The sequence below is a fragment of the Ilumatobacter sp. genome, from assembly GCF_030065885.1.
GTDB lineage: Bacteria > Actinomycetota > Acidimicrobiia > Acidimicrobiales > Ilumatobacteraceae > Ilumatobacter.
The window spans coordinates 1-14,816 of the sequence record NZ_JASJCS010000019.1 but is presented as its reverse complement, the minus strand read 5'-3'; the positions used below and the strand labels follow the sequence as shown (position 1 = coordinate 14,816).

The following is a 14,816-nucleotide window of genomic DNA, read 5'->3' as shown; positions in this document are numbered from 1 at the left end:
GAAGATGGCGACACCGCAGGAGCAGCCACTCGACGATCGGTCGTTCCTGGGCACGGGATGGGCCTTCCCACCGACGTTCCCCAGCGCTGCCAGGACCGTCGTCATGGCGTCGGACGAGGAGGACATCCGCCAGAGCCTCGCCATCCTGCTCTCCACCCGCATCGGCGAGCGAGTGATGCAGCCGAAGTACGGCTGCGATCTGCACGACATGGTGTTCGAACCGCTCGACGTCGGGCTGCGCGCGAGCCTCCGCGACCTGATCGAGGTGGCGATCCTGTACTTCGAGCCTCGGATCATCCTCGACGACGTCGTGCTCGAGGACGTCCCCGAGCGCGGGCTCGTCGAGGTCACGCTCGACTACGTCATCGCCACGACGAACACCAGATCCAACTTCGTGTACCCGCTCTACCTCGACGAGGGAACGGAGCTGCAGGTGTGAGTCGCTGCGACGCCCCCCGCAACCCGCTCGCACGGGACGGCACGACCCAGGCGCAACGCCTGGTCGCTGCGCTGGCCCCCAGTCACGCGCCGCTCGACGAGCGCGATGTCGAGGAGCTCCTGCTGTATGCCAGCCGTCTCGCCGAGCATCTCGACTACTACCCGATCCCGACCGGCGGGGCGGGCAGTGGTTCGGTGGTCGCCGCCGGCGACTGGCGGGGGTTCATCGACGGCGACGTCAGCACGCTCGTCGCCGTCGTCGGCGCGTACGACGTCGACGATCGGCGCGCCGAGTTCGAGGAGCATGCCGCTGTCGCGGCTTCGGACGACGGCACGCTCGGCGACATCGCTGCGCTCCTCGGGCGGGTGTGGCCGGTGGCCCAGCAGATCGACGAGTGGCATCGAGCGAGCACCGAGGGGCTGCTGCTGCGCTCGCGGCTCGCTCGCTTCATCGACGGCACCCTCGCCGAGGCCCTCGGCGAGGCCTGGGCGTACGGCCTGCGATTGGGCGCGCTCGACGACGGCTTGCTGCCCCCCTCGTCGGCCGTACCTGGCGACAGCAGGCTCTGGGGAGAGCTTCCGGAGAAGGCGGACGCGTCGTTCCTGCCGACCGGCGACGTCACGACCGACCGAGCCGACGCCGTCCGGCGGGTGACTCGGGTGTACGAGCGGTTCCACGGGGTGCTCCTCACGCTGCGAGACGAGGCACCGCGATACCTCCGCGAGACGCTCGAGGACTATCCGGGGCACCAGCCACACCTCGCGCTCTTCCTGACGTTCCTGGTCCTGCTGCGCCACGCCCGGAGCCGGCTGAACGAGGTGACGTCGAAGCATCTCCGGTTCTACTACGAGAAGGTGCTTCGCCTCGCCCGGAACGCAGCGGTGCCCGATCGCGTGCACGTCGTCTTCGAGCTCGCTCGCGACGCACAACCCACGCTGCTCCCCGCGGCAACGGCGTTGAAGGCGGGCAAGGACGCCAACGGCAAGGACGTGACGTTCGCGACCGTCAGCGATCTCGTCGTCAACACCGCGTCGGTCGGCGAGCTGAAGACGGTGTACGTCGACTCCGACGAGACCGACGACACGATCGTCGTCGCCATCCACGCCGCCGGCACGGCGAACTCGCCCGACGGCAAGGGCGCCGAGATCACTCGCGAGGACGGGAGCTGGGACACGTTCGGCAGCGACGAGATGCCACACGCCGACATCGGCTTCGCCGTCGCCTCGCCGGTGCTCCGCCTGGCGCAGGGAACGCGGACCGTCACGGTGACGCTCGCGACGGCGGCGGGAGGCGCATGGGCTGCGTCGGCGGAGCAGGATCTCGAGGAGCACGTGACGGTGCGGGCCAGCGGGGAGAAGGCCTGGATCAAGGGCACACTGGCGGCTGCCCCGTTCACGTCGCGCGCCGTGAAGATCGACGAGAACGCGGGGACGATCGCCTTCCGGGTGGAATTCGCGCCCGATGCCGATCCGATCGTCGGCTTCGACGCCGAGACGTTGACCGGCGGCTACCCGACCACGTCCCCCGTCCTCCGGTTCGTCCTCGACGAGACGACTGATGGGTACGCGTACCGCCACCTCGAGGGACGCACGATCGTCTCGGTCCGGATCGACGTCGAGGTCGAGGGCGTCACCGACCTCCTGCTCGAGAACGACACCGGCACGATCGACCCCGCCAAGCCGTTCATGCCGTTCGGGGCCACCCCGCGGATCGACAGCAACTTCCTGGTCGGCAGCGACGAGGTGTTCCGCAAGCAGCTCGACAAGGTCGACCTGACGGTCACGTGGGCCGATCTGCCCCGGAACGACGAGGGCGACGCGATCGGCTTCGCGGCGCACTACGAGGACTATCCGGGCCCGGCAATCGCAACGAGCAGCTTCAAGGTCGATCTCGAGATCCTCGAGCGCGGGAGTTGGCGACTCGCACTGCCCTCGCCCTCGGAGGCTTCGCTCTTCGACTCCGGCAACGACGTGCCGCTCGCAGACCAGACGATCTCCGTGGATCCCGCCGCGAAGCCGCTGCTCGCACGACGGAACGATCTCGCCGAGGTCTCGTCGTACGAGCCGACCACGCAGCAGGGATTCATCCGGCTGCGGCTGCAGGAGGACTTCCGGCACGCCCAGTACGCCAGCGCGATGACGACCTTCCAGGTCGTGATCGAAGCAGGGAAGTCGGTCACCCTGCCCAAGGGCACCAAGATCGGCGGCAACGACCCGTTGGAGGCAGATCAGACGTTCACCTTCGCGGCCGACACGCTGGCCCGCTTGCCGATCCCCGGCAGGCCTCCCTACACACCGCTGATCGAGGCGATCGAGCTCGGGTACGAAGCGAGCCACACCATCGACCTGGTCGCAGCGGCGAGGACGACGACCGGCTCCACGACCGCGCCGGACGCCGTGTTCCAGATCTGGCCGTTCGGCGTGCGGCGGCTCACATCGGTGGACCGCACGCTTCCCGAGTTCACCGTGACGGTCCGCGACGGCGACGGCGTGCCCCGCAGCACGACCGCGGCAGGCACGTTGTACATCGGTCTCGACGATCTCCAGCCGCAGCAGAACGTGTCGCTGCTGATCCAGGTGGCCGAGGGCACCGCCGCCACGAGCGCCACTGCGCCGACGGTCGGCTGGTCCTATCTGAGCAAGGAATCATGGATCGACTTCGCCGCCAACGAGGTGCTCGAAGACGGGACGAACGACCTGACGACGTCGGGGATCGTGAAGCTGGCCATGCCCGCCGCGATGACCGCGGCGTCCAGCGTGCTGACCGCCGGCCGCCACTGGATCAAGGCGAGCGTCGACAGGGATCCGACCTCGGTGTGCCGGGCCGTGACGATCGTCGCCCAGGCAGTCACCGCCGTGTTCAGCGATTCGGGCAACGACCCCTCCCGGCTGGCAACGCCGTTGCCGGCGACGACCATCTCCAAGCTCGTGACCCGTCGGTCGGCCGTCAAGTCGATCACCCAACCAGCCGCATCGTTCGGCGGGCGGGTCGCCGAGACCGACGACGAGCACTTCGTCCGCGTCAGCGAACGATTGCGCCACCGGAACAGGGCGGTGACGATCTTCGACTACGAGCGGATCGTGCTCGAGAACTACCCCGAGGTCTACAAGGTGCGGTGCATCAACCACACCGACGCCTCCAGCGAGTACGCCCCCGGCAAGGTCCGCGTCGTCGTGATCCCCGACCTGCGGAATCGCACGGCCGTCGATCCGCTCCGCCCGGTCGTCGCGGTGGGCACGCGGGAGCGGATCCGTCGCACCCTGGTCGGGCTGGCGACCGACTTCGCCGACATCACCGTGACCGACCCCGACTTCGAGGAGGTCCGGGCGCGGTTCCGGGTCCGATTCGAGGCAGGTCGCGACGTCGGGTACTACACCGGTCAGCTCGACGAGGACATCGTCCGGTTCCTGTCGCCGTGGCGCTACGGCGCCTCGACCGACCTCTCGTTCGGCGGCCGCATCCACCGGTCGTGGATCCTCGAGATGGTCGAGCAGCTCGACTACGTCGACTTCGTCGCCGACTTCACGATCGACCACATCCTCGCCGACGGCACGGTCCTCGACGACGTCGAGGAGGCCACCGCCAGCCGATCGAGCACCGTGCTCGTCTCGGCCGAGTCGCACGAAGTGGTCCATGACCTGGAGAGCTGCCGCGACGAGCTCACCAGTCCCGCCGGTGAGCCGCCGCCGACGCCGAAGCGCTTCCTCGGCAACACGAGAACGCTCGAGCTGCACGACCGTGAGAACCGCTCGCCGAACTGCCAGATCGACGAGATCGCGCCGTCGCGACGGGTGTACTTCGACCGCTTCTCGGACGGGATCGAGGCCGGTCACGACCCGTGCCGCTGGTGCTTCGGCAAGGAGCTGTCGAAGCGATGACGGGCGCCGCACGCTCCCCCTCGACCGCCGGTCGCGATGCCGCCCAGCCGGGCACGGTGCTGAAGGGACTGCAACTCCACCCCAGCGAGGACTTCGCGCTGCTGCGGAAGCAGGGCATCGAGCACATCCAACGCCTCGGGCACCGGCTGTGGACGGACTACAACGTGCACGACCCCGGCATCACGTTGCTCGAGCTCGCCTGCTACGCGATCACCGATCTCGGCTACCGCGCCGGCTACGACATGGCCGATCTGCTCACCGACGACGAGCGATCGGGCGACGAGTCCAACTTCCACACCGCGCTGTCGATCCTCACTTGCGACCCGGTCACGTTCTACGACCTCCGCAAGCGCCTCGTCGACATCCCCGGTGTGCGCAACGCCTGGGTCGAGGCGAACCGCACCGTGACGCACCGTCCTGGTGCGACCCGGGCTCTGAACGGACTCTACGACGTGCTCGTCGAGCTCGACGATCGGGTCGCCGACCGGCAACCGTTCACCGTCGGTCCGGTCGACCGCAGCCGGGGGAGCTACGTCGGCACCGGCGATCGTGCGATGCGGCTCCGAGTCCGCCGTCCGGTCCGGCTCGTCGCAGCCAGCGTGTACGCCCGCGAGCGCGGCACCGTCGTGGTCCGGCTCACGCACGGGGCCGAGACGCTCGACGAGGTCGAGCACGAGGTGACGGTCGTCAAGGACAAGACCCGTCTCGAGCTCGGCTTCGAGGTTCCGGCCGGCTCGGGCTACCGGCTCGACTGCGTCGGGTCGTCGGTCGAGTTGTGGCACGACTTCAAGGGCGCCCCGCAGCGGCCGACCAACCGTCTACCGGTGGCGTTCGGTGACGGCGAGAGAGACGGGCAGCGAGACGACGCTCACTACTTCTTCTACGACGTCGAAGTCGACGCCGCCGTTGCGAACGACGGGACGGGAGTCCGTGGGCTCACGGCGCTCGGCGTTCGCAACACGGTGTTCGAACGCATCCACGAGGACCGGAACCTCGGCGAGGAAGTCGTCTCGGTGAGAGAGGCGAGCCGCGAGGAGATCGCGTTCTGCGCCGACATCGAGGTCAAGCCGAACGCCGACGTCGAGCAGGTGGTCGTCGGCATCTTCACCAGGCTGCGCCGCCACGTCGCACCGCCCGTCGACTTCCACACGATCGACGAACTGCTGGACGCAGGCCGGTCGGCCGACGAGGTCTTCGACGGCCCGACGCTCGATCACGGGTTCATCGACGACGAGGCATTCCGGGAGACGACCCAGTTGTGCGAGGTACGGGTGTCGGACGTGATCCGGCTCGTCATGGCCGACGACGACGTGTTGTCGGTCAAGCAGGCCAAGCTGCTGAGCTTCGTCGACGGGAAGCTGCGCACCGAGGCGGAGTGGCTGCTGACCCTCGCCACCGACGAGTTCAGATCGCCGGTCATCGCGCCCGCCCGGTCCAAGCTGGTCATCTACAAGGACGGGCTCCCGTACTACCCGAGCCGCGCCCGTCTCGAGCGGCTGCTCGAGGATGCGGAACCGACGCTCCGCGGGAAGCTCTCGGACGACGAGCGTGACCTCGACGTGCCGGTCGGTCGCGACCGGTCGGTCGCAACCTTCTCGCCGATCCAGGACGAGCTCCCCGCGAACTACTTCGCCGGACGCCGCGACGTGCCCGACACGCTCGGGCCGGTTCGCGAGGCGCAGTCCAAGCAGCTCAAGGGCTACCTCATGTTCTTCGAGCAACTCCTCGCGAACTTCCTGTCGCAGCTGTCGCACGTCCGTGACCTCTTCTCGTGGGAGGTCCAGGACGAGCCGCGCACCTACTACACCCAGCCGGTCGGCGAACCGGAGGGATGGGCCCACGACCTGTTCGGCGCCTCGGCACGAGCTGATCTGACGGCGACGCTCGAGACGATCATCGAGAGCCGGGCCGACGCGATCGAGCGACGCGACCGGTTCCTCGATCACCTGCTCGGGAGGTTCGCCGAGGACTTCACCGAGTACAGCCTCCTGATGTACAGCCGCCTCCTCGCCGACGACGACACGCGGGTGATCGACGACAAGTGTCGCTTCCTCCGCAACGCCCCGGCGATCAGCGGCGGTCGTGGGGGCGCGTACGACTGTCGACGACCCGCGCTCGACGGGTCGGACAACCTGTCGGGCCTGCAACGGCGCGTGTACGCCCTGATGGGGTTCCGCGACGCCACACGTCGCCGGTTCGCCGACGCCCGCTTCACGATCGAGCAGGACCCGGGCGATGACCGATGGCGATTCGTGGTGACCGACGACGACGGCATCGAGATCTTCCGCAGCGACAGCGGCGGGTGCGAGTCGCACACGACGGCCGAAGCGCTGCTCGACCTCGCCCTCACGCTCGGCGGCGATGAGCAGAACTACGTCAAGCGGAGCGCAGGCGGTCACGAGCTGCACATCTGGCAAGGCGACCGCGACTGCGGCGTCATCGGCCACACGCGCAACAAGCAGCACACCGGGCGGGTGATCGAGCTCTTCGCCGAGCGCGCCGACGCCGAGGGCTTCCACGTGGTCGAGCACCTACTGCTCAGGCCCCGCCGGCCCGGCGATCCGCTCCTCGCCGAGCAGCCGTTCGACCCCGAGGAACCCAACCGAATCGTGGTGGACGACCCCTACTCGTTCCGGGTCAGCGTCGTGCTCCCGTCATGGCCGAGGCGCTTCCAGAACGTCAGCTTCCGGCGGCTGATCGAGCGAACGTTGCGAGCCGGGGCGCCGGCCCACGTGCTGTTGAGGATCTGCTGGGTGACGCACGACCAGATGCGCTCGTTCGAAGACGCCTACGAGGACTGGTCGAAGGCGCATGCAGCGCTCGTCGCCGCCTCGGCGGGTCTTGCGGGCGGCCCGAAGGCCACGTCTGCGCACCGCAGGACGCTGGCCCGCCTGATCGAGCGGCTCGAAGGCCTCGTCAACGTCCACCCGATCGCCCGCCTCCACGACCCCGATGCACTGACCGGCGACGCGCCGGCGGTGACCCTGAACAACACCAATCTCGGAACCTTCTGAACTGCGAGAACACGTCATGGAAACGATGCTGACCGCCTACCCGGACTTCGTCCCCAACCAGATCCTGACGAGCACGCAGCTCAACGACCTGCGCAGCTATCTGGACCAGCAGCACCGGCTGACCCGCGTTCGTCTGGTCGGCACCGGTATCGCGTGTGGCCTCGACTGGAACATCGCCGACCAGGAGCTGACGCTCTCGGCCGGGTTCGGCGTGACGTCCGATGGTTACCTCGTCGACCTGACCGAGATGGCGTTCGACCGGTATCGGGCCTACGTCGATCCCGACGTCCAGCTCGACGGCCTGCCCGGCTACCAGAGCTGGCGGACCGAAGGTGGGCAGGTCGACCTGATCGAGCTGGTGGAGACCGAGGCCACCGGCTCCGGCGCGTCCCTCACGGACGAGTTCGTCGCCGACCGTGCCGACTGGGTGGTCGTCGTGTACTTGGAGCAGACATCGGTCGAGCTCGACTCGTGCCTGGTGACCGACTGCGACAGCGAGGGGAGGAACTTCGTCCTCACCCCACGGGTCCTGCTGGCCGAGCCGGGCGTGTCCGCCGAGCTCGACGCCTGCGGTGGCCGGACGCCGCCACCTGTCGTCGACATCGCACGGCTGCACCGGGCCCTGAAGCTGACCGCCGTCAGCACCGTCGACCAGATCGACATGGCGTACACGAGGCTGGCAACTGGGGTGGCGCCCGAGTTGAGCGATCAGGTCGTGGCCGCCTTCGAGACCTACGGCTCGTACCTCGACCTCGACTCGGACCTCGATCCCGCCGACGTGCGCGAGTCGACCAAGGCGTTCATCGCCGGAGCGCGCGGCGCCCAGTACGGCTATGACCTCGTGAAGGATCTGATCGTCGCGTACGAGGAGATGACGACGGCCGCCTGCGAGCTCGTCGGCACGTGCGCACCGGCGCTCGACCATCCGCGCCACCTCCTGCTCGGGCAGCTCTCGGGCGGCGGTAGTCACCGGCACGGCTGGTACCCGTCGCCGGTACGGGACGTGACCGAGGGTGCACGTGACAAGGTCCGCGACCTCTTCCACCGGATCGTCGCGATGGCACGAGCAGCTGATCCCGACCGAACCGTCGAGACGCCGCCGTCGATCGCGCTGCGCCCGCCCTCCATCGCCGATGCGCTCGAGACGGGACCCTCCGCATCGCTGCCGGCCGAGATCGTCACGCCGTCGATCGCAGATCGCGTGGCGGCGGCGGACACCGTGGCGGACGCGTTCGTCGCCGACGCGGCGGAGATGTTGCCCAGTGAGGTGACGGTGCCGTTCGACGTCGAATCGATGCGAGAGGTGGTGGCCGAGACCAGGTCGGTGCGGCTCGTGCCGAGCCACACCGAGCGATGGCCGCTCGGGCACCGGGCCATCCCCTTCTACTACGAGCCGACGCCGGATCTGGTGCGGCTGTGGCATCCCAGCACGTGCTGTACGGCGACCGCTCCGTGGGGGACCGGTGCGTCGGCCGCATCGGACATCGGCGAGGACTACGGCCGGTGCTCGCTGGTCAGGGTCGAGGGCCACGTCGGGCTCGACCGCGACGCCGCGGTCTCGGACATCCACGAGCTCCGGTCGATCCACCACGTCGAGTTCGACGTGATCGCCGTGCACGCCGACCTCGACGCCCCCGACGACGGTGACGTCGACGAAGCCGTCACGAGGTTGGACGAGATCGCCGACGGGTGGGGCGAGCTGCGCCAGGCCGCCAGCAAGGCGTGGTCCGGCACCACGACATGGACGGCGACGATGAAGGTGCTGCTCGCCGGCCTCGAGCAGCTCCGGGAGGCGGAGCGCGGCGACGCCATCGAGGCGTGGCGGGCCGAGCGATGCGACCGGCTGATCCTGTGTGACGTGGGCCACCTCGAGGCCGACTACCTCGCCGCGCGGGGCGAGCTGCTGTGCGTGCTCGACACGATGAACGAGATCTCCGACCTGCCCGGCATCGGCGACATGGCCGAACTGCCGACGCGAGACGAGACCGTGAGCGAGCGACGCTTGCTCGACGAGCTGCGAGTCGATCTCGCTGCCAGGCGGCCGACCATCACGGCGCTCGACGAACTCCTCGTCGCCGAGCGGCGGGTGCGGGACCGCTCGCTCGCCGGCACCGCGGTGGCACGCCCCGAGTGGCTCTCGCTGGTGCTGTCGTGGACACGGCTGCGCAGCGCAGCCGCAGGGCTCGTCAACGAGCTGCCGAAGCAGCTGTGCAGCTTCAACCACCGGCTGTTCGTGCGCCGGTTCGATCATGTGACGACCGAGCTGGCGGTGCTGGAGCTGCTCGCCGGCCAGATCGACGTGGACGTCGAGGCGGACCCGGCGAACAAGGACCTCCGGCGGCTGCTCGACCGGGTCGGCGCCACGATGTCGCGTGCGGTCGGCGCCACCCGGCATCTCCGCCCGACGTTCGATGCCGTCGCGCTGCTCTACGAAGTGCTCCGCAGCCGAGGCGCCGCCGTGTTGCGCACGGTCGCCGAGCGAGCACCCGGACTCGAACACGTCGGCGGCGTCGAGACCGGCGGCACGTTCGTGCTGGTGTGCGGGGCCGACGGCGAGGTCGGCGCCGACTTCAGCCTGGCCGGGCAGCTCCCGTGCTGCTGCTCGATCGACGTCGACGACGTCTGCCTGCCTCCGGTGGCCGGCGTCGTGGTCGCTGTCGGCGACGTCGAGCTCGGGGGCTCGGAGACGGGCGGCAACTGGATGCAACCGGTCGACATCGACCTCGGGACGCATCATCGGCGCCCGAACGACCCAACGGGCACGCCGGCCGGCGTCGCCGTGCCGGAGGCCACCGAGTTGGGTGGGACCCTCGAGCGCCTCGAGGGCGGGGTCGTCCGGTACCGCAACGAGACGCCGATCCCGGGCGCCGTCGATCGCTTCAGCTTCACGCTCGACGACGACCAGTGCGGCACCGACGAGGGCCACGTCCTGATCTACCTCCGGCCACCCGAGGAGCAGGAGGTCGACACAGGGACGATCCTCGGTGAGGTCACGCTCAACGGTGAGCCCTTCAGCCTGGCGACGGCGCGGTTGTCGGGCCGCCCGGACGGCGCAGAGGTCAGCGACGATGGGACGTTCCGCTTCGACGACGTCGAGGCCGGCCGGGTTCACACCGTCACGCTCGAGATCGACCAGTGGGACGGTCCCGCCGCCCAGCGGCAGGTCGAGGTGAGCGCCGGCGAGGAGACGACCGTGCGGTTCGCCCTGGAGTTCTCGACCGTCGATGTCATCGTGCTCAACGAGCGGTCGGAACCTGAACCGGGTGTCGTGGTCTCGCTGATCTCGCGGAGGACGCGGGAGCCCGTGCAGCGTACGACGGACCGAAGCGGGCGCGTGCGATTCGCGTCCGTCGCTCCCGGCCCGTACGGGCTGCTAGCCCAGGGCTCGTCTCAACGGTTCGAGTTCGAGTTGGGCTTCGGCGAGACCGTGGAGTACGAGTTCCAGATCCAACGCGAGCAGCCGACGGGCTCGATTCGCGGCCTGGTGACGTTCGACGGCAAGCGGCTGAACCTCGAGGAGGTGGGGTTCGCCGCGGTCGCGACGCTCGACGGGCGGACCCTCCCGGTATCACCCGACGCCAGCTTCGTGTTCCAGGATGTCGAAGTCGGTCGGCAGTTCACGGTCCGCGTGGTCGTCGAGCCGCTCGGGCAAGAGCGCGAGGAGCGCGTCGTCGTGAGCTCGCCGAGTGAACCGGCGGTGGTCCAGCTCGACTTCGAGCTGGCGAGCATCGACGTCGTGGTCAGGCTGCCGGACGACGTGATCGACGTACGCCGCCTGCCCGAGATCGAGCTGGTGACCGACGACCCGCTTCCCGCGAACTGGCCGGCGTTGACGACGCGGCTCCCGGTCGACGATCGGGGTCGCGTTCGATTCACGGGTCTGCCGCCGGGCGATTTCCGGGTGCGGGTGGTCGGAGATCCGACCGAGCGCGAGATCAACGTGGTGCCCGGGCGCCGAGAGGAGGTCGTGCTCGACATCGAGGGGCCGGCGCCCGACGAGGACGACGGACCGTCGCCGAGGCGGCGGCCGCCGAGAGGGTGATGTGCAGGGAGATGGCCTGACGACATGCAGCATCACGTGATCCGAACCCAGACGATCGAGGTCGTCGCCGGCGACGAAGGTCGGGCCCGACGGACGGCAGACGCGGTCGCGGGCGTGCAATCGACCTCGGTGCTCCCGGAACTCGACGAGCTGTTCAGCTCGCTGGTCGCCGACGACGAGGTCGTCAGGCTCGACCGTGTGGTCGTCGACATCGGGCCCGTCGAATCGGCGAGCCAGGCCGCCACGCTCGCCGACCGGCTCCTCGATCGTCTGCACGTCGTGCTGCCCCCGCTGGTTGACGACGCGCGTGGGCGCGATGAGGGCGACGAGCAGTCGGCGGCGCCGGCGACGGGGCCGCTGGGCGCGCTGTTCGAGATGCTCGAGTTCGGAACGATCCCCTGGTACGCGCCGGCACCGTTCCGTTCCGACCCGGAACAGGCCCTGCGCGAGCTCGTCGAGGAGGCGCCGACCGAAGTCCGTCGCTTGGTTGGGATGCTGAGCCCGCACGGGGTCCGACGACTGGCCGTGCAGTTCGCTCCGGCCACCTCGCGGGCGGTGATCGCCCTGTTCGTCGCAGCCGAGCAACGGCCCGTGCTCGCCGCGCTGGCCGCGTGGGAAGACGTCGTGACACCTCCTGCCGGCGTGTCGGCGGTCTCCCACGCGATCGACCTCCACGTCGCGGCGCTGAGCTGGCTCCGAGAACAGCCGGCACCGAAGGTTTCTGCGTTCCTCGACCATCTTCTGGTCGCGGCGACACTCGACGCCGACCGGGCTCGTGCCGAGCTCACCGCGGCGGCGAGTCATGACGCCCAGCTACCGGCTGAGGTCGTCACGTGGCTCGAGGCGGCACCGGCCGTGACAGCTCAGCGTTCTCCGTCGGCCCATCGCCGTGGTGAGGCAGCTCCCGATCGGGAGCGGGACAGCGGGGTCTCGCAGCGCGGTGGTCCCGGTCCGGCAGCGACGGGCACAGTGGGCGGCGAGCGCGCCCCGACTGCGGCAAGTGGTGCAGAGGTTGGCGAGGACACCGGGGCCGAAGGGAGGCGCCGGCCGGCTCGAGGTGGCGATGAGGTTCCCGTGGCCGACGGGAAGCGCCTGCTGGATCGAGGCAGCCATGAGGCCTCGGGCCCGCAGCACGACGAGCACGCGCCGGGCGCAGAGCGACCGGCACCAGCGGCCGTTCCACACGGTGGCGAACCGGACGGTGCGCCCGCCGATCGAGCCGAGCGCGACATGCGTGGCCGGTCGGCCCGACCGGACGCGACGAGTCGGGTCGAACGGCGTTCAAGCGGTGATGCCGCGGCGCAGCCCATCGATCGCACGGCACGGAGTGAGGACCGGGACGGCGAGGTGGATGCTCCGCGCGTCGATCGTCCACGACTGCGGTCCGAGGTCGTGGGATCGGACGGCGTGTATGTCGCCAATGCCGGTCTCGTGCTGTGCTGGCCGTTCCTGCCGGCGTTCTTCGAGCGGCTCGGCCTCGCCAGCGACCGCCAGTTCCGTGACGAGGCCGCCCACGAGCGGGCGGTGCAGATCCTGCACCATGTCGCGACCGGTTCATCCGAGGGTCATGAGCACGAGATGGTCCTGAACAAGTTGCTCTGCGGCTGGCCGATCGAGCAGCCGATCGCACCCCTGCGCTCGGTGACACCACAGGAGTCCGACGAGGCCGCCGACCTGTTGCGCTCGCTGATCACGCAGTGGGGCGCGCTGGGAAGCACGTCGATCGACGGCTTGCGATCCACGTTCTTGATGAGAGAGGGCCGCTTGGCCGAACAGGACGTCGGGTGGACGTTGCTGGTCCCCAGGATCGGCGCCGACGTCTTGATCGATCGCCTGCCCTGGGGGATCGGCGTCGTCATGCTCGCGTGGATGGATCAACCGGTGGTGGTCGAATGGTGACGACTCCTGCCGCCGATCCGATGGCCGCCAATGCGGCCGCGCTCGAGCGCGACCTCGGCTGGCTCGGCGAGGTCATCGTCGAGCGTGTCGCGGACCCCGACGGATCGGCGGCGGCCGTGCTCACGCGGCTGCCGCCGCCGGACCTCGACGGCGATGCCTCCATCTTCGCCACCTTCGTGCGTCACTACGAACTGGACCCGGCCGAGCGGCTCACCGTCGTGCTCGCCCTCGCGCCGCATGTCCGTCCCGAGCTGCTCGATCCGTTCTTCGGCCAGAGCGCGGCGAGCGGGCGGGGGTACACGGAGTACGGCGGCGTCAACGGTCGAGTGCACGGGGGGTTCCTGCCGACCGGTGAGACGGTGCAGTTCCTGCTCGCAGGCGCCGACCTCGAGCGGCGCCTCGACTCCCAGCAGCTGTTCGATCGCGACCACTTCTTCGCGCAGCACGACATCCTGCGGCTCGAGCCGGCGCCGGCTGGCGAGCCGCTGGTGGCCGGCCCGCTCGTGCTGGCCGACGAGATCGTCGACTACCTGACCACAGGTCGCCTGCGCAAGCCCGACTACAGCCGCGACTTCCCGGCCAAGCTGATCACGACCGAGATGGAGTGGTCCGACCTCGTGCTGCCGCCGTCGACGCTCGATCAGCTCCGCGAGCTCGAGGCATGGATCCGCCACGAGCGGGAGCTGATGGAGGACTGGGGCCTCGCCCGCCGTCTCCGTCCCGGCTACACGTCGCTGTTCTATGGGCCGCCGGGCACGGGCAAGACGCTGACGGCGACGCTCCTCGGGAAGCGGGTCGACCGCGACGTGTACCGCATCGCACTGTCGAGTGTGGTGTCGAAGTACATCGGGGAGACCGAGAAGAACCTCGAACGGGTCTTCGATCGAGCCGAGCGCATGGAGTGCATCCTCTTCTTCGACGAGGCCGACGCGCTGTTCGGCAAGCGCACGAGCGTCGGGGACGCACATGACCGGTATGCGAATCAGGAGATCTCCTACTTGCTCCAGCGCGTGGAGGACTTCGAGGGCGTGGTGATTCTCGCCTCGAACTTCCGCAGCCTGATCGACGACGCATTCAACCGCCGGTTCCAGTCCGTGGTGCACTTCCCCGTGCCCGACGCGGGCGCACGTGAACGGCTCTGGCGGGCGTCGTTGTCGCCGCGGTCACGCCTCGAGGACGGTGCGGACATCGGCGCCATCGCCCGCGAGTACGAGCTGACCGGCGGAGCGATCATGAACGTGGTCCGGTACGTCTCGCTGATGGCGCTGAGCGAGGGATCCAACGTGATCCGGGGCCGCGAGCTGGTGGGTGGGATTCGGCGGGAGTTGCAGAAGGAGGGCAAGACGCTGTGAGTCGTCGCGGCAGCGAAGCGATGCGGGGAAGGGGCCCCTGATGGGTGCCGCGTCGCAGGTCCGGACGCGCTCGTCGGCATCGCGGTCGGCTGCGGCGCGAGCGCAGCGCAAGCTGCGCGTGACCAGGCGTGACGATGCGCGCGAGCAGGAGGCCGACCGCGTCGCCGACGTCGTGGTCTCGCGCTCGGCGAG

6 protein-coding genes are annotated in these 14,816 nt (G+C 69.4%); all 6 read left to right on the top strand.

Going from position 1 to position 14,816, the window contains the following annotated elements:
- Nucleotides 1-4 precede the first annotated feature (4 nt).
- From QNJ12_RS06685 to QNJ12_RS06660, 6 genes are read left to right on the top strand one after another with little or no spacing between them, the layout of a single operon-like run.
- Nucleotides 5-439 carry a GPW/gp25 family protein gene (locus tag QNJ12_RS06685; RefSeq protein ID WP_300620589.1) on the top strand — a complete coding sequence of 145 codons (435 nt, stop codon included), beginning with the start codon at nt 5-7 and terminating at the stop codon, nt 437-439.
- Entirely contained in the window at nt 436-4,317 is a 3,882-nt protein-coding gene (locus QNJ12_RS06680; RefSeq protein WP_300620585.1) for a baseplate J/gp47 family protein, read from the top strand. Before QNJ12_RS06685 ends, QNJ12_RS06680 begins: the two co-directional genes overlap by 4 nt.
- The gene (locus tag QNJ12_RS06675) at nt 4,314-7,331 is read left to right on the top strand and encodes a hypothetical protein (RefSeq protein ID WP_300620582.1); all 3,018 of its coding nucleotides are present in this window, start codon (nt 4,314-4,316) and stop codon (nt 7,329-7,331) included. Before QNJ12_RS06680 ends, QNJ12_RS06675 begins: the two co-directional genes overlap by 4 nt.
- A gap of 16 nt (nt 7,332-7,347) precedes the next feature.
- The gene (locus QNJ12_RS06670; RefSeq protein WP_300620580.1) at nt 7,348-11,373 is read left to right on the top strand and encodes a carboxypeptidase-like regulatory domain-containing protein; all 4,026 of its coding nucleotides are present in this window, start codon (nt 7,348-7,350) and stop codon (nt 11,371-11,373) included.
- Between the two features lie 36 nt (nt 11,374-11,409).
- The gene (locus tag QNJ12_RS06665; protein WP_300620577.1) at nt 11,410-13,272 is read left to right on the top strand and encodes a contractile injection system tape measure protein; all 1,863 of its coding nucleotides are present in this window, start codon (nt 11,410-11,412) and stop codon (nt 13,270-13,272) included.
- Nucleotides 13,266-14,624, top strand: coding sequence for an ATP-binding protein (locus tag QNJ12_RS06660; protein WP_300620575.1), 1,359 nt, complete (start codon nt 13,266-13,268; stop codon nt 14,622-14,624). Before QNJ12_RS06665 ends, QNJ12_RS06660 begins: the two co-directional genes overlap by 7 nt.
- Nucleotides 14,625-14,816: the final 192 nt, after the last annotated feature.

Excerpts from the sequence above, each read along its gene's own strand:
- QNJ12_RS06675 (WP_300620582.1), top strand. The coding sequence starts at position 4,314 with ATGACGGGCGCCGCACGCTCCCCCTCGACCGCCGGTCGCGATGCCGCC.
- QNJ12_RS06660 (WP_300620575.1), top strand. The coding sequence starts at position 13,266 with ATGGTGACGACTCCTGCCGCCGATCCGATGGCCGCCAATGCGGCCGCG.
- QNJ12_RS06670 (WP_300620580.1), top strand. The coding sequence starts at position 7,348 with ATGGAAACGATGCTGACCGCCTACCCGGACTTCGTCCCCAACCAGATC.
- QNJ12_RS06685 (WP_300620589.1), top strand. The coding sequence starts at position 5 with ATGGCGACACCGCAGGAGCAGCCACTCGACGATCGGTCGTTCCTGGGC.